This is a genomic window from Kitasatospora sp. NPDC127111, assembly GCF_042677465.1.
Taxonomy (GTDB): domain Bacteria; phylum Actinomycetota; class Actinomycetes; order Streptomycetales; family Streptomycetaceae; genus Kitasatospora.
The window spans coordinates 67,342-89,326 of record NZ_JBHXTG010000015.1 but is presented as its reverse complement, the minus strand read 5'-3'; the positions used below and the strand labels follow the sequence as shown (position 1 = coordinate 89,326).

Genomic DNA, 21,985 nt, shown 5'->3' with positions numbered 1-21,985 from the left:
CCCGCCCGGCCGGAGCACGGCTACGGGCGGGCCTCCGGTCCGGCCGCGGTGTCGGCCGACGACCCGGCCGCGGTACCGGCGGCCGATCCGGCCGTGGTCCCGACCGTCGCCCGGCAGCTGCGCACGAACGCGGCCATCGCCGGCGTCAGCTCCCGCCCCTTCGGCCAGTACAGCCCGACCTGGCTCGGGCTCAGCCCCCGCACCGGCCGGTACGCGACGTCCTCGCGCGGTGCCAGCCTGCTCATCGTCTCCGGGGCGAAGCCGATGCCCTGGCCGCACACCACCGCGGCCAGCCACTCGTCGGCGTTGTGCGCCACCGCGCCGATCCGCACCGGACGCCCGCCCCGCTCCCGCACCGCCAGCCAGTAGTCGCGCCAGAACCCGGCCTCGTGCGGGATCGCCACGAAGGGCTCGTCCAGCAGCTCCTCGAAGTCGATCACCGCCCGCCCGGCCAGTGGGTGCCCGGCCGGCAGCGCCGCGCAGCGCGGCTCCTCGCCCAGCACCGCGACGTTGTACCGCTCGGACAGCGACGGCGGGGCGTGCCACAGCGTGAGGTCGATCTCGCCGGTGCCCAGGCCCGAGGTGGGGTCGAACCAGTTGTTCTGGCGCAGCTCCACCTGCCAGCCGGGCATCCGCCGGTTGAAGTCCGCCACCGTGCGCTGGGTCATCACGTTGATCGTGCCGCCCTCGAAGCCCACCCGCAGCGTCGAGCCCTGTTCGGCCGCGGCCGCCCGGGTCGCGCGCAGCGCCTCGTCCCAGCCGGCCAGCACCGGGCCGGCGTACACGGCCAGCGCGCGGCCGGCCCGGGTCGGCGCCATGCCCCGGCGCGAGCGCTCGAACAGCTCCACCCCGAGCAGCGCCTCCAGCTGGCGGATCTGCTTGGTCAGCGTCGGCTGGGAGACGAACAGCCGGGCCGCGGCGGCGGTCAGCTGCCCCTCCTCGCAGACCGCGGCGAAGCTGCGCAGCAGTCGGGTGTCCACATCCATGCCGCAAGGTTATGGAACGGGATATTGGACCGGTCGGGCAGGTCTGCGCCAAGGTTGATCACTCGGCCCGCGGGCCGGGCCACGGGGGAGCCCGGGTAGCGGCGGTTCAGGGGGCCGCCGCTGCCCGGCCGGCCGACGGACCTGCGGGAACCGTGTGCGGCACCCATGATGACTGGCCGTCAGCGCTCCCGGACGACGGGCCCGGGGCCCGCCGCGTGATCGCCCACCCGATGTCCGCCGTCCCGTCCCGTGCGGTGGCCCGCCCGGATCCGAGCCGCCCCGCCCGGCGCCCCGCGGCCGCCGGCGGCCCTCCGGCGTGGCCTGCGGAAGCAGGGGCCGGGCCCCGCGGCGTGGGCCGGGTGGCCCGGTCCTCCGAACGGCTCTGCGGCGTTGCCCGGTCCGGTGCGGCGGCGTCCGATGGACGTGCTCACCAAGGCGCGGGCGCGCGGCACGGCGCCCGCCGGACGTCAGGAGACCCGCCCATGTTCGTTCGCACCGTCTACGCCACCGGGGACCCGGCCAAGCTCGACCAGGCCCTGGACGGCTTCCGGGCCGAGGCGGTCGGGCTGCTCTCCGCGCAGCCCGGCTACCGGGGCTTCGGACTGTTCGCCAACCGGGAGCTCGGCATCATCACCATGGGCTCCTGGTGGGAGAGCCGCCAGGCCGAACAGGACAGCGACGCGCAGCTGAAGCAGCGGCGCGCCGAGCTGCTGGCGCCGTTCGCGGGGACGGTGGCCACGGACACCTGGGAGGCGGTGGTCGCCGAGCGGCCCGCCCAGGCCGGTCCGGGCGCGTGGTTCCGGCTGACCAAGTTCGACTTCGACCGGGCGAACGCCGGCAAGCTGGCCGACGCCTTCCGCACCGTGGCGCTGCCCGCGCTGCGGCAGCTCGACGGGTTCCTCGGCGGCTCGATGCTGCTGAACCTGGAGGACGAACGCGGCGCGGTGGGCGGCCTCTTCGCCGACCGGGCCACGTTCGACGCCTCCCGCGGCCCGGTCGCCGAGGCCCGCGCGAAGGCGGCGGCCGCCGGCGGGGTGACGTTGCGCTCGCTGGAGGAGTTCGAGGCCGTCCTGCTCGACCTCCCGGCCAAGTCGTAGTTCCGGTGCCGGGAGGGCCTGTCGGCCGGCTCGCATAGGCTTCCGGTGTGGACGAACCGGACCTCTTCACCGCCGCCGCCGAGGAACGCCAGGCCAAGGAGCCCGGCCGGGCCCCGCTCGCCGTGCGGATGCGCCCGCGCACCCTGGACGAGGTGGCCGGGCAGCGGCAGCTGCTGAAGCCCGGCTCGCCGCTGCGCCGGCTCGTCTCGGGCGCGCGCGGGCCGGCCGCGACCAGTTCGGTGATCCTCTGGGGCCCGCCCGGCACCGGGAAGACCACCCTCGCGCACGTGATCAGCCAGGCCGTCGAGGGCCGGTTCGTCGAGCTGTCGGCGATCACCGCGGGGGTCAAGGAGGTCCGCGCGGTGATCGACGGCGCCCGCCGGGCGGTCGGCATGAGCGGCAAGGAGACGGTGCTCTTCCTGGACGAGATCCACCGCTTCTCCAAGGCCCAGCAGGACTCCCTGCTGCCCGCGGTCGAGAACCGCTGGGTGACGCTGATCGCGGCGACCACGGAGAACCCGTACTTCTCGGTGATCTCGCCGCTGCTGTCGCGTTCGCTGCTGCTCACCCTGGAGTCGCTGACCGACGAGGACATCCGCGCCCTGCTGCGCCGCGCGGTCGTCGACGAGCGCGGGCTGGAGGGCGCGCTGGAGCTGTCCGAGGAGGCCGAGGACCACCTGGTCCGGCTGGCCGGCGGGGACGCCCGGCGGGCGCTCACCACGCTGGAGGCGGCGGCCGGGGCGGCCCTGGAGAAGGGCGAGGCGGTCATCACGCTGGCCACCACCGAGACGGCGGTGAACCACGCGGCGGTCCGCTACGACAAGGACGGCGACCAGCACTACGACGTGGCGAGCGCGCTGATCAAGTCGATCCGGGGCAGTGACGTCGACGCCACCCTGCACTACCTGGCCCGGATGATCGAGGCGGGGGAGGACCCCCGCTTCATCGCCCGGCGGCTGATGATCTCGGCCAGCGAGGACGTCGGCCTGGCCGACCCGACGGCCCTGCCGACGGCGGTGGCGGCGGCCCAGGCGGTGGCGCTGATCGGCTTCCCGGAGGCGCGGATCATCCTCTCCCAGGCGGCCATCGCGCTGGCCCTGGCACCCAAGTCCAACGCCGCCTACCTGGCGATCGACGCGGCGCTGGCGGACGTCCGGCAGGGCCTGGCGGGCGCGGTGCCGCCACACCTGCGGGACGCCCACTACGGCGGCGCCGGCAAGCTCGGGCACGGCCGGGGCTACCAGTACCCGCACGACCTGCCCGAGGGGATCGCGGCCCAGCAGTACGCGCCGGACGCGGTGCACGGCAAGGAGTACTACCGGCCGACCCGGCACGGCGGGGAGGCCCGGTACGCGGACATCGTCGAGTGGACCAGGGGCCGGCTCAGGGGCGAGTGAGCACGGGTGGGCCGCCGGTGAACCCGTGGCGGCGCTGCCGGTATACTCGGTCGGAGTGCCGTATCCCGGGACGGCGGCAGGGGAGACCCAGCCGACCGGCCGCACCAGCGGGACACCGGCCACAGGCCCCTCGCAGGGTCTGCAGGAGCGTCGCGCACCGTTTCGGTGTCGCGTGCAGCCCACCAACTCCGGTTCGGTGGGCCACTCGTGTGCTTGCACTTCCGTGCCCGGCCTCGGAGAGCGGCTGACCACACTGCCCGTGGGCGGTGGGGTTTTTCTCCGGACCGCGACGAGCGACCTCCGTCAACACCTGGTGAAGCCGTATTCGTAAGCAAGGAAGGTTTGGTTCATGGCGAACCAGAAGCGTCCCAAGGTCAAGATCGCTCGTGCGCTCGGCGTGCCGCTGACCCCGAAGTCCGTCAAGTACTTCGAGGCCCGCCCGTACCCGCCCGGCCAGCACGGCCGTGGCCGCAAGCAGAACTCGGACTACAAGGTCCGTCTGCTCGAGAAGCAGCGTCTTCGCGCCCAGTACGACCTGAGCGAGAAGCAGCTGTCGCGTGCGTTCGACCGCGCGAAGAAGGCCGAGGGCAAGACCGGTGAGGCGCTCGTCGCCGAGCTGGAGACCCGTCTGGACTCGCTGGTGCTGCGTTCGGGCATCGCCCGCACCATCTACCAGGCCCGCCAGATGGTCGTCCACGGCCACATCGAGGTCAACGGTGGCAAGGTCAACAAGCCGTCGTTCCAGATGAAGCCGGGCTACGTCGTGACCGTTCGCGAGCGCAGCAAGGAGAAGGTCCCGTTCCAGGTCGCCCGTGAGGGTGGCTACGCGGGTGAGGGCCAGACCCCGAAGTACCTCGAGGTCAACCTGAAGGCCCTGGCCTTCCGCCTGGACCGTGCGCCGCAGCGCAAGGAGGTCCCGGTGATCTGCGACGAGCAGCTCGTCGTCGAGTACTACTCGCGCTGACCCGCGAGCGGTACGCCTGCCGTACCCAGCGAGCCCCCGTCGCCCTTCCGGGCGGCGGGGGCTCGCCCCTTTCGGACACGCCTCAGAACTCCTCGCCGGCCATCGCGGCGGCCAGCTTCAGGTGCGGGCGGGCCTCCTCGGCGCGGCCCTGGCGCTCCAGCGTGCGGCCCAGCATCAGCCGGGCGTAGTCCTCGGCCGGGGCGGCGTCCAGGATCCGGCGCAGCTCGGCCTCGGCCCGGGACAGCTGGGCCGAGTGGTAGTAGCTGCGGGCCAGCAGCAGCCGGACCGACAGGTTGGCCGGCTCCTCGGCGAGGACGCCCTCCAGCATGCGGGCGGCGTCGGAGTAGGCCTTGGACTCGAAGTAGAACGTCGCGAGGCGGTACTCGTCGGCGGCGGTGTTGATCGCCACGGCTGCTCCTTCCGGGTTCGCCCGGCGCCCGCGCCGGGCGCGGTGCCGAGTGGTGTGCTGCCCCCGGAAGCAATGGACAAGATTCAACTATTCCCGACCGGGGCCGGTTGCGGCGCCGGGGGCACCGGGCGGGGCCCCGGCAGCGGCCCGGGCCCGTCGGACCGGCCGTCGCCGCCGAGCGCGCGCCGGACGGCGGCCGCCAGGTCCAGCCGGGCGCCGCGGTCGAACCAGTCGGCGAACTCCTGCTCGGTCAGCCCCGCCCGGGCCCGTTCCTCGCAGGCCCGGTGCGGGCCGTTGAAGGTGCGGGAGCCGAAGAACGGCTTGCCCACGGCCTGCCAGATCCGGTGCGCGGCGCCCTGCAGCACCCGGGCCTCGCGCAGGTCGCCCGGCTCGCCCGGCCCGGCCGGCTCGGTCTGCAGCAGCGCCAGCAGGTCGATCGCCAGCACGATGCCGAGCAGGTCGTGGAAGAGGTGGTTGAGCCGGACGCTCTCCCGGGCCTGCGCGCGGGCCAGCCGGACGTCCCCGTTCAGCCAGTGCGAGTACGCCAGCGCGTAGAGCCCGTACGCGTACGCCCACTGCTCGCCGTGCTCCTCGCAGACCTCGCGGACCTGGCCGAGCCAGGCCTCGCCGCCCTCCCGGTCGCCCTGGAACAGGTAGGCGATGCCCAGCTCGAACATGGCCATCAGGACGTTGCTGTTGAGCTCGCCGATCGCCCGGTAGTGCCAGATCGCCTCCTCGAAGAGCTCGGCCGCGCGGGCCGGCTCGTCGCCGATCAGGGCCGCGCAGCCCTGTCGGTGGACGGCGTAGGCGAGCGCCCGGTCGTCGCCGGTGGCCAGCGCCTGGCGGCGGCACTCCTCCAGCGCGGGGCGGGCGGTCACCAGGTCGCCCTGGAGGGTGGCCATGTAGCCGGTGACCCAGAGCGCCTTGGCGCGGGCCTCGGTCGGCTCCGGGTCGAGGGCGAGCGCCCGGTCCAGCCAGTGCCGGCCCTCGCCGAGGTGGCCGCAGCCGACCCAGTAGAACCAGAGGGTGCCGGCCAGCCGCAGGGCGAGCTGCTCCTCGCCCGGCTCGGCGAGGCAGAACTCCAGCGCCGCCCGGAGGTTGGCGTGGGCGAGCCCGGTCCGCTCGGCGGTCTCGAACTGCCGGGGCCCGAACCACTCCACCTCGCCCCAGGTGGCCACGCCCAGGTACCAGTCGCGGTGGCGGCGCAGCAGCCGCTGCTCCTCGCCGGCGGCGCGCAGCCACTGCAGGCCGTACTCGCGCAGCGTGTCGAGCAGCCGGAACCGGACGCCGAAGGCGCAGTCCTCCCCGGCCGGGCGGCCGGGTGGTGCCCCCGCGCGCATCACCACGGACTTGTTGATCAGCTCGGACACCAGGTCGAGCAGTTCGTCCGCTTCGAGGCCCGCGCCGGCGCAGACGTACTCGGCGGCCTCCAGGTCGAAGGTGCCGGCGAAGACGGAGAGGCGGGCCCAGAGTAAACGTTCCTGCACCGTGCAGAGCTCGTGACTCCAGCCGATCGTCGTGCGCAGTGTCTGGTGGCGCGGCAGGGCCGTCCGGTCCCCGCCGGTGAGCAGCCGGAAGCGGTCGTCCAGCCGGGCGGTGATCTGCTCGACCGAGAGCGCGCGCAGCCGCCCGGCAGCCAGCTCCACGGCCAGCGGGATGCCGTCCAGGCGGCGGCAGAGCTGGGTGATCGCCTCGGCGTTGGCCGGGGTGACCTCGAAGGACGGCAGCACCGCCCGGGCCCGGTCGCTGAACAGCCGCACCGCGTCCGGCACCGCTCCGGGGTCCACCCGGCCGCCCGTCAGCGGCCCGACCGGCAACGGGGCCAGGGTGAACAGGTGCTCGCCGCGGGCGCGCAGGGCCGCCCGGCTGGTGGCCAGCACCCGCAGGCCCGGCAGCGCCCGCAGCAGGGCGTCGGCCAGCTCCGCGCAGGCCTCCACCAGGTGCTCGCAGCCGTCCAGCACGATCAGCGGCCGGCGCCCGGCGAGCTGCTCGGTCAGCACGTCCAGCGGCGGGCGGGCGGTGCCGTCGGTCAGCCGCAGCGCCTCCAGTACGGCGTGGCCGACCAGCAGCGGGTCCCGCACCGGTGCGACCTCGACCAGCCAGGTGCCGTCCGGGAAGGCGCCGGCCGCCCGGGCCGCCGCGCGCAGCGCCAGCCGGCTCTTGCCCACCCCGCCCGGCCCGGTCACCGTCACCAGCCGGGAGGCGGCCAACAGCCCGGCGAGCGCGGTCAGCTCCTCGTGACGCCCGACGAAGCTGGTCACCTCCGCGGGCAGCCGGCCGGGCGCGGGCGAGCGCCGCGCCGCCGTCCCTCTCCGCTCCGCTGTCGAGTCGCCGGCCAAGCGCTGCTCCCGGGTCCGGGCCCGGGCCCTCGCGGCCCGGACGTGCTGGGACCGTCCCGGCGACGGTCCGCCGGGAAAAACGAGGTGACCGGCCGGTAGGTTACGCGGGCCGGTCGCACACCCGACCGGATCCGCACCGCGACCGTCCGGACGTCCCGGGCGAACAACCCGGTCCGGAAACCGGCCATGGTCGCGATAGGGTTCTTCCGGAGAACAGCAAGGCGAGGGAGCGCGCAAGGTGTCCGTGGGAGAGCTGGCCGGGTTGCTCGTCGCCGTGTTCTGGGCGGTCCTGGTCACCCTGCTCGCCGTCGTGCTGGTCCGGCTCTCGCAGGTGCTCAAGGAGGCCACCGTCCTGGTCTCCGCCGTCACCGAGCAGGCCGTGCCGCTGCTGACCGAGGCCGGCGCCGCCGTGCGCAGTGCCAACGAGCAGCTGGAGCGGGTGGACGAGATCACCGCCAACGTGCAGGACGCCGCCGCCAACGCCAACGCGCTCTCCTCGACCGTCGCGGCCACCCTGGGCGGGCCGCTGGTCAAGGTCGCGGCCTTCAGCTACGGCGTCCGCAAGGCCGTCGCCAAGCAGAACGGCACCCTGACGCTGCCCGCCCAGCCGGGTGAGCGCGAGGAGCTGGCCCGGCTGATCCGGGCCGAGGTGCGCGCGGCGACCGCGCCGAAGAGCGGTCTGCTGGCCCGGGTCCGGCGTGCGGTGAGGGGCTGACGGCATGGTGCGACGCATCTTCTGGATGGCGGTCGGCGCCGGCGCCACCGTCTGGGCCATGAACAAGGCCAACGAGGCCGTCCACCGGCTCACCCCGGACAGCCTCTCCGGCACCGCCGCGCGCGGTGCGCTGCACCTGGGCGACGTGGCCAAGCGGTTCGCCCAGGACGTGAAGGCCGGCATGGCCGAGCGCGAGGAGCAGCTGCGCGAGGACCTCGGGCTGGACGGCACCGCCGTCGTCGAACCGCGCCGCCGCCGGGTCCCGCGCGGCGAGCCGCAGTACCGAGCTATCTCGGCGGCGCCCGGCAGCCCGGCCGCCGCCCTGCCCCCGTCCCGCAGTGCCCGCGCATCGTCCGACGGTGCCCGCACCACCCCAGCCATCGAAAAGACGCCCCGCCGCGCGCTGCCGCAGCCGGGCGGTACACCGAACCGGAAGGACCACTAATGGAGTCGGCAGAGATCCGCCGCCGCTGGCTGCGCTTCTTCGAGGAGCGCGGCCACACCGTCGTTCCGTCGGCGTCCCTGGTCGCCGACGACCCCACCCTGCTGCTCGTCAACGCCGGCATGGTGCCCTTCAAGCCGTACTTCCTGGGCGAGGTCAAGCCGCAGTTCTCGCGCGCCACCAGCGTCCAGAAGTGCGTGCGCACGCTGGACATCGAGGAGGTCGGGAAGACCACCCGGCACGGCTCCTTCTTCCAGATGTGCGGCAACTTCTCCTTCGGCGACTACTTCAAGGAAGGGGCCATCAAGTTCGCGTGGGAGCTGCTCACCACTCCCGTCGCGGACGGCGGCTACGGCCTGGAGAAGGAGAAGCTCTGGATCACCGTCTACCAGGACGACGACGAGGCCGAGCAGATCTGGCGGGACGTCATCGGCGTGCCGTCCGAGCGCATCCAGCGCCTCGGCATGAAGGACAACTTCTGGTCGATGGGCGTCCCCGGTCCGTGCGGCCCGTGCTCGGAGATCAACTACGACCGCGGCCCCGCGTACGGCGAGGAGGGCGGCCCGGCCGTCAACGGCGAGCGCTACCTGGAGATCTGGAACCTGGTCTTCATGCAGTACGAGCGCGGCCACGGTGACGGCAAGGACGGTTTCGAGATCCTCGGCGACCTGCCGAGCAAGAACATCGACACCGGCCTCGGCCTGGAGCGCCTCGCCGCCATCCTGCAGGGCGTCGACAACCTCTTCGAGATCGACACCAGCCGGCTGATCCTCGACCGCGCCGCCGAGCTGACCGGCCACACCTACGGCGCCGACCACAAGTCGGACGTCTCGCTGCGCGTGGTCACCGACCACATCCGCACCGCGATCATGCTGGTCGGCGACGGCGTCACCCCCGGCAACGAGGGCCGCGGCTACGTGCTGCGCCGCATCCTGCGCCGTGCCATCCGCAACATGCGGCTGCTGGGCGCCACCGAGCCGGTGGCCAAGGAGCTCACGGACATCACCATCAAGGCGATGGCCCCGCAGTACCCGGAGCTGGAGACCGAGCGCAAGCGCATCGAGACGGTCGTCACCGCCGAGGAGGCGGCCTTCCTGCAGACCCTGAAGGCCGGCACCAACCTGCTGGACACCGCGGTCACCGAGACCAAGCAGGCCGGCAGCGCGGTGCTCTCCGGCGAGCAGGCGTTCAAGCTGCACGACACCTACGGCTTCCCGATCGACCTCACCCTGGAGATGGCCGAGGAGCAGGGCCTCCAGGTGGACGAGGCCGGCTTCCGCCGCCTGATGCAGGAGCAGCGGGACCGCGCGAAGGCGGACGCCAAGGCCAAGAAGATGGGCCACGCCGACGTCGCCGCCTACCGCGAGGTCGCCGACAAGTCCGGTGCCAGCGTCTTCACCGGCTACACCCTCACCGAGGGCGAGGCCACCGTCGTCGGCCTGCTGGTGGACGGCGTCCCGGCGCCGGCCGCCACCGAGGGCGACGAGGTCGAGATCATCCTCGACCGCACCCCGTTCTACGCCGAGGGCGGCGGCCAGCTCGCCGACCACGGCCGGATCCGGCTGGACTCCGGCGCGGTCGTCGAGATCCGCGACGTGCAGCAGCCCGTCCCCGGCGTCGTCGTGCACTCCGGCGGGGTGCTGTTCGGCGAGGTCGTGCTCGGCTCCGCGGCGTACGCCACCATCGACGTGGACCGCCGCCGGGCGATCGCCCGCGCCCACTCGGCCACCCACCTGACCCACCAGGCGCTGCGGGACGCGCTCGGCCCGACGGCCGCCCAGGCCGGCTCCGAGAACGCCCCCGGCCGCTTCCGCTTCGACTTCGGCTCGCCGTCCGCCGTGCCCGGCAGCGTGCTGGTCGACGTCGAGCAGAAGATCAACGACGTGCTGACCCGCGAGCTGGACGTCACCGCCGAGGTCATGACGATGGACCAGGCCCGCAAGGCCGGCGCCATCGCCATGTTCGGCGAGAAGTACGGCGACGAGGTCCGGGTCGTCACCATCGGCGACTTCTCCAAGGAGCTCTGCGGTGGCACGCACGTCGGCAACACCGCCCAGCTCGGCCTGGTGAAGCTGCTCGGCGAGTCCTCGATCGGCTCCGGCGTGCGCCGCGTCGAGGCCCTGGTCGGCGTGGACGCGTACAAGTTCCTGGCCCGCGAGCACACCGTGGTCTCCCAGCTCACCGAGCTGGTCAAGGGCCGCCCGGAGGAGCTGCCGGAGAAGATCTCGGGCATGCTCGCCAAGCTCAAGGACGCCGAGAAGGAGATCGAGCGCTTCCGCGCCGAGAAGGTGCTGGCCGCCGCCGCGGGCCTGGCGGACTCGGCCGAGGACGTGCACGGCATCGCCGTGGTCGCCGCCCGGGTCGCCGACGGCACCGGCGCCGACGAGCTGCGCAAGCTGGTCCTGGACGTGCGCGGCCGCCTGGGCTCGCGCCCGGCCGTGGTCGCGGCCTTCACCGTGGCCAACGACCGCCCGCTGACCGTGATCGCCACCAACGAGGACGCCCGTGGGCGTGGCATCAAGGCCGGCGAGCTGGTCCGGGTCGCCGCCAAGACCCTCGGCGGCGGCGGCGGTGGCAAGGACGACGTCGCCCAGGGCGGCGGCTCCAACCCGGCCGCGGTCGGCGAGGCCATCGCCGCGGTGCGCGGCCTGGTCGCGGAGCGCGCCAGCTGATGGACGAGCCGCAGGCCGTGGAACGGCCTTTCCGGCGGGGGCGGCGGATCGCCGTCGACGTCGGCGACGCCCGGATCGGGGTCGCGTCCTGCGACCCCGACGGGGTGCTCGCCACGCCGGTGGAGACCGTCCCCGCCGGGGTGAAGTCACAGGCCAGGATCGCCGCGATCGTGGACGAGTACGCCGCGATCGAGGTGATCGTCGGCCTCCCGCGCTCGCTCAGCGGCAAGGAGGGCCCGGCCGCCGAGAAGGTCCGCGCGTACGCCGCCCGGCTGGCCAACCGGCTCTACCCGGTGCCGGTCCGGCTGGTGGACGAGCGGATGTCCACCGTCACCGCGACCCACGGCCTGCGGGCCTCCGGGGTCAAGGCGAAGAAGGGCCGCTCGGTGGTCGACCAGGCCGCCGCGGTGGTGATCCTGCAGACCGCCCTTGAGTCCGAACGGGTGAGCGGACGGCCGCCCGGCGAGAGCGTCGAGCCGGTCAGCTGATCGGTCTGGTCTAACGTCCCGGTGAGGGGCCCGTGCGGACGCGGCCGCACGGGCCCCTCGCTCCGTTTCCGGGACCGCCGAGGGGGCGCCATGACCGACCTGGACTCCACCCCGGGGCTCACGCCCGGCCACCTCGGTGCGCCGGTCATGGAGCCGGAGGGCCGCCCGCCGGGCGCGCCCCGGCCGCGCCCCGATGCGCCCGATCCGCACCGCCGGCGCACCGGTCTGGCCTGCGGGCTGACCGCGCTCGCCCTGATCGCCGTCTTCGGCGGGATCGGCGTCACCGGCTACAGCTGGCTGCAGGGCCAGCGGAAGCCGCCCGCCGCCGCCGACTACGCGGGCGCGGGCAGCGGCTCGGTGCAGGTCTCGGTGCCCGAGGGCGCCGGGCTCACCCAGATCGCCTCCGCGCTGGTCCGCAACGGCGTGGTGGCCAGCTCGCTGGCCTTCACCCGGGCGGCCAAGGGGAGCGCGGCCGCCGCCGGGCGGATCCAGCCGGGCACCTACACGCTGAGGCAGAAGATGTCGGCGGCGGCCGCGCTGGCGATCCTGATCGACCCGGCCAACGCCAACGGCCTGACCATCCCCGAGGGGTGGCGCGGCAACCAGATCTACGCGGCGATCGACAAGAAGCTGAACCTGCCCGAGGGCACCACCCAGAAGGCCGCCCAGGAGCAGGCGGGCGAGCTCGGCCTGCCGGAGTTCGCCAAGGGGAGCCCGGAGGGGTACCTCTTCCCCGCGACGTACAGCGTGACCGACGGCACCACGGCGGTGGACCTGCTGAAGCAGATGGTCGAGCGGGCGGGGAAGGAGTTCGCCCGGGACGACGCGGAGGGCGTCGCGCAGACCCTCGGGCAGAGCCTGTACGGGCTGATCACCATCGCCAGCATGGTCCAGGGGGAGGCGGACACCACCGAGGACATGGCCAAGGTGGCCCGGGTGATCTACAACCGGCTGGCCAAGGGCATGCCGCTGCAGCTGGACTCCACGATCAACTACGCGCTCGGGCGCTCGACCCTGAACACGACGGTGACGGACACCAAACTGGACTCGCCGTACAACACCTATCTGCACCCGGGTCTGCCGCCGTCTCCGATCGGCAATCCGGGGCGGCAGGCGATCATGGCGGCCGTCGACCCGGCGCAGGGGGACTGGCTCTACTTCGTCACCGTGAAGCCGGGGGACACCCGGTTCACCGACAGCTTCGACGTGCACCAACGCAACGTCGCGGAGTTCAACGCCGGCCGGGCGGCCCAGCCGAGCGGGTCGGCCGGTTCCCCGGGCAGCGCGTCCGCCAGCGCCTCCGGCAGCGCCTCGGGAAGCGCCTCCGGGAGCGCGTCGGCCGAGGCTCCCGCGGGTGCTCCCGCGGGTGCTCCGGCGGGTGCTCCGGCGGGGAGTCCGGCGGATGCTCCGGCGGGGGCGGAGACCGGGCCGTCCGGGCACTGACCGGGGCTCGGCCCTTCGGGAGGCCGGTCTGCGGTACGGTAACGTCTCCCTCCAGGCGATGCGGTAGCACGCCGGTTCGAGAAAAAACCGGGACGCCGTCCCGGGACGGTCGGTCCGATCCTCCGGCCGTCTCCGTCGGTGTAAGGGGATCAATGACCGATCTGGGTCGGGGCTACGGCCCCCAGGGCTCCGAGCCGTGGCATCCCGGTGACCCCGGGTACGGCGGCCAGCAGCCGGTCCCCGGCCAGCAGGACGGCCAGTGGCAGCAGCAGCCGCAGCAGTTCCAGCAGGGTCAGCAGCAGTTCGGCGGTGGCCAGCAGGGCTACCCGCAGCAGGGTGGCCAGACCTTCGGCGGCCAGCAGGGCTACCAGCAGCAGGGCTACCCCGGCGGGTTCCCCCAGGATCAGCAGGTGCAGCAGCCGCAGCAGTACGGCGGTCAGCAGTTCCAGCAGGGTCAGCAGCAGTTCGGCGGTGGCCAGCAGGGCTACCAGCAGCAGGGGTACCCGCAGCAGGGTGGCCAGACCTTCGGCGGCCAGCAGGGCTACCAGCAGCAGGGCGGCCAGACCTTCGGCGGTCAGCAGGGTTTCCAGCAGCAGGGCGGCCAGGGATTCCAGGGCCAGCAGCAGGGCTTCCAGCAGCAGCCGCAGCAGGGGATGCCTCAGCAGGGGATGCCTCAGCAGGGGATGCCTCAGCAGGGCATGCCCCAGCAGGGGATGCCTCAGCAGCAGGGCGTGGGTCCGCAGGGCGGGGGCGCGCAGCAGTCGGCCCCGCAGCAGCCGGGCGGTCGGGCCGCGCGGCGGCAGCAGCAGGCAGCGGACGCGGCCGGGCCGGGCCCGGACGGCATCGACTGGGAGGCGGAGGCCGCCGCGCTGGAGGCCGGCGGGAACCCGGCCGAGGCGGAGCCGGTGCCGGCCGAGGACGAGTGGGACGACCACCAGGACGACTACGCCGCGGACGGCGAGGACGAGCAGGGCGGCTTCCTCGGCGAGGAGGACAACTCCCGCGAGGGCAAGAAGAAGCGCAAGGAGAAGGGCAAGAAGGCCGGCCGCCGCAACGGCGGTGCCTGCCTGCTGGTCGCGCTGGTCCTGATGAGCGGGGTGGCCGGCGCCGGCTGGTGGGGCTACGGCTTCTACCAGGACCACTTCGGCCCGCCGCCGGACTACGTCGGCGCGGGCACCGGCAGCGTCCAGGTGCAGATCAAGCAGGGCTCCAGCGGCGGCCAGATGGGCCTGGCGCTGAAGGAGGCCGGCGTGGTGAAGAGCGTCGAGGCCTTCACCAAGGCGTTCGACAAGAACCCGAAGTCCACCACGATCCAGTGGGGCACGTACAGCATGCCCAAGGAGATGTCCGCCGAGGCCGCGGTGCAGAACCTGGTGGACGCGAACGGCGGCAACAAGCTGATCCTGCAGGAGGGCCTGACCTCCGCCGCGACCTACGCCAAGATCGACGAGAAGCTGCAGCTGCCCAAGGGCACCACGGCGGGCGTCGCCAAGGCGCAGATCGCCAACCTCGGCCTGCCGGCGTACGCCAACGGCAACATCGAGGGCTTCCTCTGGCCGACCCGTTACTCGATCGCCGACGGCATGAAGCCGGAGGACCTGCTCAAGGACATGGTCAAGAACGCCACCGAGCGCTACGCGGGGCTGGACGCGGAGGCGTCGAAGATCGGCCTCAAGAACGGCTACGAGGTGGTCATCGAGGCGAGCATCCTGCAGGCCGAGGGCAACAACCCGGCGGACTTCGCCAAGATGGCCAAGACCATCCAGAACCGGCTCGCCGACGACGGCATCGTCAAGCACCGGCTCGGCATGGACACCACGCTGCAGTACTCGCTCGGCCGCAAGCAGCTGGACAAGAAGGACATCGACGACGGGTCGAACAAGTACAACACCTACATCAACCCGGGCCTGCCGCCGGGGCCGATCTCCAACCCGGGCGACGACGCGCTCAAGGCGGTGCTCCACCCCGCGGACGGCAAGTGGCTGTACTTCATCGCGATGTCCCCGACCGAGACCCGCTTCGCGGAGACGGACAAGGAGCACGCGGCCAACGTCGAGGAGTACTGCAAGGCGGCCGGCCAGGCGTACGACAAGGCGCGCGGCCACTGCACGACGAAGTAGCCGGCCGTACGGGAGAACCAACGTGACCAGCAAGCACCGGGCCGCCGTCCTCGGCTCGCCGATCGCCCACTCGCTCTCGCCGGACCTGCACCGGGCCGCCTTCGCGGCGCTGGGGCTGGACGGCTGGCGCTACGACCGGTTCGAGGTGGACGAGGCCGCGCTGCCGGGCTTCCTCGCCGGGCTGGACGAGGCGGAGTGGGCGGGCCTGTCGCTGACCATGCCGCTGAAGCGGGCGGTCATCCCGCTGCTCGACGAGGTGAGCCCGACCGCGCGCTCGGTCGAGGCGGTGAACACGGTGGTGTTCACCGCCGACGGGCGGCGCACCGGGGACAACACCGACGTCCCCGGCCTGGTCAACGCGCTGCGCGAGCGCGGCATCGGCGAGGTGCCGGGCGCGGCGGTGCTCGGCGCGGGGGCCACCGCCTCCTCGGCGCTGGCGGCGCTGGCCCAGATCTGCACCGGCGAGGTGACGGTGTACGTCCGCGGCCCCGAGCGGGCGCGCGAGATGGCCGAACTGGGCGAGCGGCTGGGCGTCGCCGTGCGGACCGCCGACTGGGAGCGCGGCGCCGAGGCGCTCGCGCAGCCGCTGACCGTCTCCACCACCCCGGTCGGGGCGACCGACGCCTTCGCGGCGGGGCTGCCGGCCGCGCCCGGCGCGCTGTTCGACGTGCTGTACCACCCGTGGCCGACCGCGCTGGCCGCCGCCTGCGCGGAGCGCGGCGCGACCGTGCTGGGCGGGCTGGACCTGCTGGTCCACCAGGCGGTGCTGCAGAGCGAGGCGTTCACCGGGCGGTCCCCCGGGCCGCTGGCCGCGATGCGCGAGGCGGGCGAGAAGGCGCTGGCCGGGCACTGAGCCCCGGCGGCAGGGGCGGGCGGGCTCCGCGTCCGCCCGTCGGCCGGTTGCCGTCCGTCACCCGGACGGTGCCCCCGGGTGCGCCCTGGTCATGAAAGGATTCAGGGACAAGGCACGTCCGGGCCGGTCGTGGCTGCACTGGCCGGTCCGCTGATGAAGGAGCTCCGTTGGGTACGTTGCGCTGGCTGACGGCGGGGGAGTCGCACGGCCCCGCACTCGTCGCGACGCTGGAGGGCCTGCCCGCCGGTGTACCGGTCACCACCGCCGTGGTGGCCGACGCGCTGGCGCGCCGCCGGCTCGGTTACGGTCGCGGCGCACGGATGAAGTTCGAGCAGGACGAGGTCACCTTCCTCGGCGGTGTCCGGCACGGCGAGACCATGGGCAGCCCCGTGGCGATCATGGTCGGCAACACCGAGTGGCCGAAGTGGGAGCAGGTCATGTCGGCCGACCCGGTCGATCCGGAGGTGCTGGCCGGTCTGGCCCGCAACGAGGCGCTGACCCGCCCTCGCCCCGGCCACGCCGACCTGGCCGGCATGCAGAAGTACTCGATCGAGGAGGCCCGCCCGATCCTGGAGCGCGCCAGCGCCCGCGAGACGGCCGCCCGGGTCGCGCTCGGCGCCGTCGCCCGCGCGTACCTCAAGGAGACCTGCGGGATCGAGATCGTCAGCCACGTGGTCGAGCTGGCCGCGGCCAAGGCCCCGGCCGGCGTGCTGCCGCTGCCCTCCGACGAGGCCCGGCTGGACGCCGACCCGGTGCGCTGCCTGGACGCCGACGCGTCGAAGGCGATGGTCGCCGAGATCGACCAGGCCCACAAGGACGGCGACACGCTCGGCGGTGTGGTCGAGGTGCTCGCCTACCACGTGCCGGTGGGCCTCGGCTCGCACGTGCACTGGGACCGCCGGCTGGACGCCCGGCTGGCCGCCGCGCTGATGGGCATCCAGGCGATCAAGGGCGTCGAGGTCGGCGACGGCTTCGAGCTGGCCCGCGTCCCCGGCTCCAAGGCGCACGACGAGATCGTGCCGACCCCCGAGGGCGTCAAGCGCACCTCCGGCCGCTCCGGCGGCACCGAGGGCGGCCTCTCCACCGGTGAGCTGCTGCGCGTGCGCGCCGCCATGAAGCCGATCGCGACCGTCCCGCGCGCCCTGCAGACCCTGGACGTGCGCACCGGTGAGCCGGCCAAGGCCCACCACCAGCGCTCGGACGTCTGCGCCGTGCCGGCCGCGGGCATCGTCGCCGAGGCGATGGTCGCCCTGGTGCTGGCCGACGCGGTGAACGAGAAGTTCGGTGGCGACCACGTCTCCGAGACCCGCCGCAACGTCCAGGGCTACCTGGACAACCTGATCGTCCGATGACCAGCCCCCTGGTGGTGCTGGTCGGGCCGCCCGGCAGTGGCAAGTCCACCGTCGGGCGGGTGCTCGCCGAGCGCCTGGGCGTCGGGTTCCGGGACACCGACGCGGACATCGAGCGGCTGGCCGGCAAGCCGATCCCGGAGATCTTCATCGACGAGGGCGAGCCGCACTTCCGCGAGCTGGAGACGGCCGCCGTCCGTACCGCCGCCGGGACCCACGGCGGCGTGCTCGCGCTCGGCGGCGGCGCGGTGATGGCCGGGGCCACCCGGGCGCTGCTGCACGAGCTGCCGGTGGTGTTCCTGGAGGTCCCGCTCGCCGACGCGGTCAAGCGGGTCGGCCTGGACGCCCCCCGCCCGCTGCTGGCCGTCAACCCGCGGGCCCGCTGGCGCGAGCTGATGGAGGCCCGCCGCCCCCTCTACCTGGAGGTGGCGACCGCCGTCGTCGACACCGCCGGCCGCACGCCCGAGCAGGTCGCGGACGCCGTACTGGAAGCACTGGAGCTGAAAACCCCCCATGACTGACATCGTCAGGATTCACGTCGGCGGCAGCGCCGGCCACGACCCGTACGACGTGCTGGTCGGGCACCAGCTGCTCGGCGAGCTGGCGCCGCTGATCGGCACCCGGGCCAAGCGGGTCGCGCTCATCCACCCCGAGGCGCTGGCCGCCACCGCCGACGCGATCCGCGAGGACCTGCTCGGCGAGGGCTACGAGGCGATCGTCCTCCAGGTGCCCAACGCCGAGGACGCGAAGAGCGCCGAGGTCGCCGCCTACTGCTGGTCGGTGCTCGGCCAGACCGGCTTCACCCGCAGCGACGTCGTCGTCGGCCTCGGCGGCGGCGCCACCACCGACCTGGCCGGCTTCGTCGCCGCCACCTGGCTGCGCGGGGTCCGCTGGATCTCGATGCCCACCACGCTGCTCGGCATGGTCGACGCGGCGGTCGGCGGCAAGACCGGCATCAACATCGCCGAGGGCAAGAACATGGTCGGCGCCTTCCACCCGCCGGTGGGCGTCCTGGCCGACCTCGGCACGCTGGAGACCGTCCCGAAGCACGACTACGTCTCCGGCCTCGCCGAGGTGATCAAGTGCGGCTTCATCGCCGACCCGGTCATCCTCGACCTGATCGAGGCCGACCCGGAGGGCGCCAAGACGCCCGCCGGGCCGCACACCGTCGAGCTGATCCGGCGGGCCATCCAGGTCAAGGCCGACGTGGTCTCCGGGGACCTCAAGGAGTCCGGCCGCCGCGAGATCCTCAACTACGGTCACACGCTCGGCCACGCCATCGAGCGCAACGAGCGCTACAAGTGGCGGCACGGCGCCGCGATCTCCATCGGCATGGTGTTCGCCGCCGAACTCGGCCGGCTGGCCGGCCGGCTGGACGACGAGACGGCCGACCGGCACCGCAGCGTGCTGGCCTCGGTCGGCCTGCCGCTGACCTACCGCGCGGACGCCTGGCCGAAGCTGCTGGACGCCATGAAGATCGACAAGAAGTCGCGCGGCGACCTGATCCGCTTCATCGTCCTGGACGGCCTGGCCAAGACCTCGGTGCTGGAGGGCCCTGACCCGTCGCTGCTGGTCGCCGCCTACGCGGAGGTCTCCTCGTGACCAGGGTGATGGTGCTCAACGGCCCCAACCTGGGCCGGCTCGGCAGCCGCGAGCCGGACGTCTACGGCGCCACCTCGTACGCCGGGCTGGTCGAGCGCTGCACCGCGCTCGGCAAGGAGTTCGGCTTCGAGGTGGAGGTGCACGAGACCAACTCCGAGCAGCGGATGGTGGAGTGGCTGCACGAGGCGGCCGACGGCCGGGTGCCCGTGGTGATCAACCCGGGCGCCTTCACCCACTACTCGTACGCGATGCGCGACGCCGCCGCCCAGCGGACCGCGCCGCTGATCGAGGTGCACATCTCCAACCCGTACGCCCGGGAGACCTTCCGGCACACCTCGGTGATCGCCGCGGTCGCCTCCGGCACGATCGCCGGGTTCGGACTCGGCTCGTACGAGCTGGCCCTGCGCGCACTCGCCGAGCAGCTCACCACCCGCTGAGGGGCGGGCTGACCTCGACGGAGGCCCGGCGGCGGACTGTGCCCGCCGCCGGGCCGACGTGTAGTGTCCCCGCTGAACGAAGTCGGGAGGTGACCGTGACGCAGTACGCCGGGGGTGGACAGGTCCCCCCACGTCCCGTCGCTCCGCCGGCCCCGCCGTACCCCGGCACCGCGACCGCGGGCACGGCGCCGCAGGCCCCGCACCCGGCCGGGCCGCCGCCGGGACCGCACCCGGTGCCCCCGCCGCCGGCCGCGCACGCGGCGCCCCCGCCGGCCCCGCAGCCGACCCCGCACGCGGCGACGCAGCCCGTGCCGCAGGTGACCGGACGGCCGCCGTACGGCTCCCCGGCCGGGCCCGCGTCCGTACCGCCCGCTTCCGCGCCGCCCGCGCCCGCCGCGCCTTCGGCACCCGCGCCCGCACCCGTGGCGCCCGCCCCCGCGGCGCCCGCACCCGCACCCGCGGCGCCCGCCCGGGCCGCCGCGCCGGCGCCCGCCCCCGAGCCCGCCGGGGCCACCGGGCACTTCCTGCTGCCCTCCGGCGCCCCCGTCCAGCTCCCCGCCCACCCGCAGCAGCACCAGCCGGCCGGGCCGCTCGCCGTGCTGCTGATCGGCCCGGCCGGCGCCGGCAAGACCACCGTCGCCCGGCACTGGGCCGAGCGCCGGCCCACGCCGACCGCGCACATCAGCCTGGACGACGTCCGCGAGTGGGTGCAGTCCGGCTTCGCCAACCCGCAGTCCGGCTGGAACAACGCCTCCGAGGCGCAGTACCGGCTGGCCCGCCGCACCTGCGGCTTCGCCTGCCGCAACTACCTGGCCAACGGCATCTCCTGCATCATCGACGACGCCGTCTTCCCGGACCGCCCGGCGATCGGCCTCGGCGGCTGGAAGCGCCACATCGGGCCCGGCATGATCCCCGTCGTGCTGCTGCCCAGCCTGGACTCGGTGCTCAGCCGCAACGCCCGGCGCAGCGGCAACCGGCGGCTCAGCGACGAGGAGGTCGCCCGGATCCACGGGCGGATGGCCGGGTGGTACAACTCCGGGCTGCCGATCATCGACAACTCGCACCTGGACGTCGCCGCCACCGCGGCCGAGCTGGACCGGGTGATCCTGGCCCGGCTGATGGGCATCCCCGTCCGCTGAGCCGCGCTCCCGTGCGGCCGGTGCCCCGGGCTCGCGGCCCCGGGCCCGCGCCCGGCCGGGGCGCCGATCCGCTCGCCCGGGAGTGTCGGTGCCGGCTGCGATGATGGACGGGTCCTGTCGAACCACCCGGGGGAGCTGACGCCCGTGCCGGAAGGCCACATCATCCACCGCCTCGCCGCCGAGAACGCCAGGACCTTCGGCGGCCGCCCGGTCCGGGCGAGCAGCCCGCAGGGCCGGTTCGCCGACAGCGCGAGGCTGATCGACGGCCGGGTGCTCACCGGGGCGGAGGCCACCGGCAAGCACCTCTTCCTCGGCTTCGAGGGCGGCTCCTGGGTGCACGTGCACCTCGGCCTCTACGGCGGCTTCACGTTCGGCGCGGGCCCCGCGCCCGAGCCGGTCGGCCTGGTCCGGCTGCGCCTGGAGAACGACGACGCCTTCGCCGACCTGCGCGGTCCCAACACCTGCGCGCTGATCACCGACGCGGAGAAGGCCGCCGTCGCCGCGCGCCTCGGGCCGGATCCGCTGCGCGCCGACGCCGACCCGGAGCCGGCCTGGCGGCGGATATCCGGCAGCCGGACGACGGTCGCGGCGCTGCTGATGGACCAGAAGGTGCTGGCCGGCGTGGGCAACGTCTACCGCGCGGAGGTGCTGTTCCGGCACGGCATCAACCCGCACCGGGCCGGGCGCGACCTCACCCGCGCCGAGTGGGACGCCATCTGGGCCGACCTGGTCGCCCTGATGCACGAGGGCGTCGGCGCGGGCCGGATCGACACCGTCCGCCCCGAGCACACCCCCGAGGCGATGGGCCGGCCCCCGCGGGTGGACGACCACGGCGGCGAGGTCTACGTCTACCGCCGGGCCGCCATGCCCTGCCTGGTCTGCGGCACCGAGGTGCGAACGGAGGAGCACGCCTCCCGCAACCTCTTCTGGTGCCCGGGCTGCCAGCAGGCCTGATCAGCTACCGGCCGGCCCGGGGCCCGGACGGCCGGCGCGGGCGACCGTCCGGGCGGCGGCCGCGCCGGCCAGGCAGAGCGGGGTGTAGAGGGCCAGGTTGAGCGGGTAGAAGGCCGAGCCGGTGTCGACGCCGATGCCGGCGGCCCAGACCAGCCCGGCCAGCCCGCGGGCGAGCAGCCCGCCGGCCACCGCGCGCGGACCCCAGCGCAGCGCCACGCCGGGCAGCCTGCGGGCCACGCCGTCGAGCAGGCCGCCGCGGGCCAGCACGAGGGCCGCGCCCGAGAACAGCACCGCCGCCAGCGGGAGCACCACCGGCGGGGTGAACGGCACCTCGGCGTTGAGCACCGCCCAGGAGAGTGACGAGGCGTCGGCCGCCGGCCAGGTGCTGCCGGTGGCCCAGTACACGTGCAGCAGGCCGTCGGCGGCGAGCACGGTGGCGACGGCGAGGGCGGCGGTGCGGCGACGGTTCACGGTGGTCCTCCAGGGGAGTCGACGGTTCGTCAGCCCGCAGGAGCCGCAGGCCCGGCCGGACGTTCCCGTGACGAGCGTCACAGCGGAAATCCGCGGCGGCGGGGGAAC

The 21,985-nt window shown here is 74.1% G+C and carries 21 protein-coding genes; 16 read left to right on the top strand and 5 right to left on the bottom strand.

Annotated features, from left to right (window positions below):
* Nucleotides 1-20 precede the first annotated feature (20 nt).
* Nucleotides 21-986, bottom strand: a complete 966-nt coding sequence (locus tag ACFVHB_RS12865; RefSeq protein WP_380319566.1) for a LysR family transcriptional regulator — start codon at nucleotides 984-986, stop codon at nucleotides 21-23.
* A gap of 482 nt (nucleotides 987-1,468) precedes the next feature.
* On the opposite strand from ACFVHB_RS12865, the gene ACFVHB_RS12860 reads away from it, so the two are divergent.
* From ACFVHB_RS12860 to rpsD, 3 genes are all read left to right on the top strand, one after another.
* Complete coding sequence (locus ACFVHB_RS12860) at nucleotides 1,469-2,083, top strand: antibiotic biosynthesis monooxygenase (protein ID WP_380319563.1); 615 nt, start codon at nucleotides 1,469-1,471, stop codon at nucleotides 2,081-2,083.
* A 47-nt stretch (nucleotides 2,084-2,130) separates the two neighbouring features.
* Nucleotides 2,131-3,480, top strand: coding sequence for a replication-associated recombination protein A (locus ACFVHB_RS12855; protein ID WP_380319560.1), 1,350 nt, complete (start codon nucleotides 2,131-2,133; stop codon nucleotides 3,478-3,480).
* A 349-nt stretch (nucleotides 3,481-3,829) separates the two neighbouring features.
* Complete coding sequence (rpsD, locus tag ACFVHB_RS12850; RefSeq protein WP_270148363.1) at nucleotides 3,830-4,444, top strand: 30S ribosomal protein S4; 615 nt, start codon at nucleotides 3,830-3,832, stop codon at nucleotides 4,442-4,444.
* A gap of 82 nt (nucleotides 4,445-4,526) precedes the next feature.
* Here rpsD and ACFVHB_RS12845 read toward each other — a convergent pair whose 3' ends face one another.
* Both ACFVHB_RS12845 and ACFVHB_RS12840 read right to left on the bottom strand, forming a co-directional pair.
* Nucleotides 4,527-4,853: a tetratricopeptide repeat protein gene (locus ACFVHB_RS12845; protein WP_380319558.1), complete on the bottom strand. Its 327-nt coding sequence runs from the start codon at nucleotides 4,851-4,853 to the stop codon at nucleotides 4,527-4,529.
* Nucleotides 4,854-4,936: 83 nt separating this feature from the next.
* Nucleotides 4,937-7,114 (bottom strand): ATP-binding protein, encoded by a 2,178-nt coding sequence (locus tag ACFVHB_RS12840; protein WP_380319555.1) that lies wholly within the window; start codon nucleotides 7,112-7,114, stop codon nucleotides 4,937-4,939.
* 316 nt (nucleotides 7,115-7,430) lie between these two features.
* Between ACFVHB_RS12840 and ACFVHB_RS12835 the strand changes: the two genes are divergently transcribed.
* The 5 genes from ACFVHB_RS12835 to mltG (ACFVHB_RS12815) all read left to right on the top strand — a co-directional run bounded on the left by ACFVHB_RS12835 (nucleotide 7,431) and on the right by mltG (ACFVHB_RS12815) (nucleotide 12,952).
* Nucleotides 7,431-7,907: a DUF948 domain-containing protein gene (locus tag ACFVHB_RS12835; protein ID WP_380319552.1), complete on the top strand. Its 477-nt coding sequence runs from the start codon at nucleotides 7,431-7,433 to the stop codon at nucleotides 7,905-7,907.
* 4 nt (nucleotides 7,908-7,911) lie between these two features.
* Nucleotides 7,912-8,352, top strand: coding sequence for a DUF6167 family protein (locus ACFVHB_RS12830; RefSeq protein ID WP_380319549.1), 441 nt, complete (start codon nucleotides 7,912-7,914; stop codon nucleotides 8,350-8,352).
* Complete coding sequence (gene alaS, locus ACFVHB_RS12825) at nucleotides 8,352-11,021, top strand: alanine--tRNA ligase (protein WP_380319546.1); 2,670 nt, start codon at nucleotides 8,352-8,354, stop codon at nucleotides 11,019-11,021. Before ACFVHB_RS12830 ends, alaS begins: the two co-directional genes overlap by 1 nt.
* Nucleotides 11,021-11,509: a Holliday junction resolvase RuvX gene (gene ruvX, locus ACFVHB_RS12820; RefSeq protein WP_380319543.1), complete on the top strand. Its 489-nt coding sequence runs from the start codon at nucleotides 11,021-11,023 to the stop codon at nucleotides 11,507-11,509. The genes alaS and ruvX overlap by 1 nt, the downstream gene beginning before the upstream one ends.
* A gap of 90 nt (nucleotides 11,510-11,599) precedes the next feature.
* Nucleotides 11,600-12,952, top strand: coding sequence for an endolytic transglycosylase MltG (gene mltG, locus ACFVHB_RS12815; RefSeq protein ID WP_380319540.1), 1,353 nt, complete (start codon nucleotides 11,600-11,602; stop codon nucleotides 12,950-12,952).
* A gap of 149 nt (nucleotides 12,953-13,101) precedes the next feature.
* On the opposite strand, the gene ACFVHB_RS12810 is transcribed toward mltG (ACFVHB_RS12815), so the two are convergent.
* Entirely contained in the window at nucleotides 13,102-13,887 is a 786-nt protein-coding gene (locus tag ACFVHB_RS12810) for a hypothetical protein (protein WP_380319537.1), read from the bottom strand.
* Here ACFVHB_RS12810 and mltG (ACFVHB_RS12805) point away from each other — a divergent pair.
* The 8 genes from mltG (ACFVHB_RS12805) (at nucleotide 13,858) to ACFVHB_RS12770 (ending at nucleotide 21,406) form a co-directional block, all read left to right on the top strand.
* A complete protein-coding gene (gene mltG / locus ACFVHB_RS12805) occupies nucleotides 13,858-15,072 on the top strand; it encodes an endolytic transglycosylase MltG (protein WP_380319534.1) in 1,215 nt (404 codons plus the stop codon). The genes ACFVHB_RS12810 and mltG (ACFVHB_RS12805) overlap by 30 nt on opposite strands.
* 22 nt (nucleotides 15,073-15,094) lie before the next feature.
* Nucleotides 15,095-15,925, top strand: coding sequence for a shikimate dehydrogenase (locus ACFVHB_RS12800; protein WP_380319531.1), 831 nt, complete (start codon nucleotides 15,095-15,097; stop codon nucleotides 15,923-15,925).
* Between the two features lie 167 nt (nucleotides 15,926-16,092).
* A complete protein-coding gene (aroC, locus tag ACFVHB_RS12795; RefSeq protein ID WP_380319528.1) occupies nucleotides 16,093-17,277 on the top strand; it encodes a chorismate synthase in 1,185 nt (394 codons plus the stop codon).
* Nucleotides 17,274-17,795: a shikimate kinase gene (locus ACFVHB_RS12790; RefSeq protein WP_380319526.1), complete on the top strand. Its 522-nt coding sequence runs from the start codon at nucleotides 17,274-17,276 to the stop codon at nucleotides 17,793-17,795. Before aroC ends, ACFVHB_RS12790 begins: the two co-directional genes overlap by 4 nt.
* Complete coding sequence (aroB, locus tag ACFVHB_RS12785; protein ID WP_380319523.1) at nucleotides 17,788-18,876, top strand: 3-dehydroquinate synthase; 1,089 nt, start codon at nucleotides 17,788-17,790, stop codon at nucleotides 18,874-18,876. Before ACFVHB_RS12790 ends, aroB begins: the two co-directional genes overlap by 8 nt.
* 8 nt (nucleotides 18,877-18,884) lie before the next feature.
* Nucleotides 18,885-19,313 (top strand): type II 3-dehydroquinate dehydratase, encoded by a 429-nt coding sequence (gene aroQ / locus ACFVHB_RS12780; protein ID WP_380319687.1) that lies wholly within the window; start codon nucleotides 18,885-18,887, stop codon nucleotides 19,311-19,313.
* Between the two features lie 95 nt (nucleotides 19,314-19,408).
* The gene (locus ACFVHB_RS12775; RefSeq protein ID WP_380319684.1) at nucleotides 19,409-20,452 is read left to right on the top strand and encodes an AAA family ATPase; all 1,044 of its coding nucleotides are present in this window, start codon (nucleotides 19,409-19,411) and stop codon (nucleotides 20,450-20,452) included.
* A gap of 144 nt (nucleotides 20,453-20,596) precedes the next feature.
* Nucleotides 20,597-21,406 (top strand): Fpg/Nei family DNA glycosylase, encoded by an 810-nt coding sequence (locus ACFVHB_RS12770; RefSeq protein WP_380319520.1) that lies wholly within the window; start codon nucleotides 20,597-20,599, stop codon nucleotides 21,404-21,406.
* Here ACFVHB_RS12770 and ACFVHB_RS12765 read toward each other — a convergent pair whose 3' ends face one another.
* A complete protein-coding gene (locus ACFVHB_RS12765; protein ID WP_380319517.1) occupies nucleotides 21,407-21,877 on the bottom strand; it encodes a DUF3995 domain-containing protein in 471 nt (156 codons plus the stop codon).
* Nucleotides 21,878-21,985 lie beyond the last annotated feature (108 nt).

Excerpts from the sequence above, each read along its gene's own strand:
- mltG (WP_380319540.1), top strand. The coding sequence starts at position 11,600 with ATGACCGACCTGGACTCCACCCCGGGGCTCACGCCCGGCCACCTCGGT.
- alaS (WP_380319546.1), top strand. The coding sequence starts at position 8,352 with ATGGAGTCGGCAGAGATCCGCCGCCGCTGGCTGCGCTTCTTCGAGGAG.
- ACFVHB_RS12860 (WP_380319563.1), top strand. The coding sequence starts at position 1,469 with ATGTTCGTTCGCACCGTCTACGCCACCGGGGACCCGGCCAAGCTCGAC.
- ACFVHB_RS12790 (WP_380319526.1), top strand. The coding sequence starts at position 17,274 with ATGACCAGCCCCCTGGTGGTGCTGGTCGGGCCGCCCGGCAGTGGCAAG.
- ACFVHB_RS12865 (WP_380319566.1), bottom strand. The coding sequence starts at position 986 with ATGGATGTGGACACCCGACTGCTGCGCAGCTTCGCCGCGGTCTGCGAG.
- aroB (WP_380319523.1), top strand. The coding sequence starts at position 17,788 with ATGACTGACATCGTCAGGATTCACGTCGGCGGCAGCGCCGGCCACGAC.
- ACFVHB_RS12830 (WP_380319549.1), top strand. The coding sequence starts at position 7,912 with ATGGTGCGACGCATCTTCTGGATGGCGGTCGGCGCCGGCGCCACCGTC.
- rpsD (WP_270148363.1), top strand. The coding sequence starts at position 3,830 with ATGGCGAACCAGAAGCGTCCCAAGGTCAAGATCGCTCGTGCGCTCGGC.
- ruvX (WP_380319543.1), top strand. The coding sequence starts at position 11,021 with ATGGACGAGCCGCAGGCCGTGGAACGGCCTTTCCGGCGGGGGCGGCGG.
- aroQ (WP_380319687.1), top strand. The coding sequence starts at position 18,885 with ATGGTGCTCAACGGCCCCAACCTGGGCCGGCTCGGCAGCCGCGAGCCG.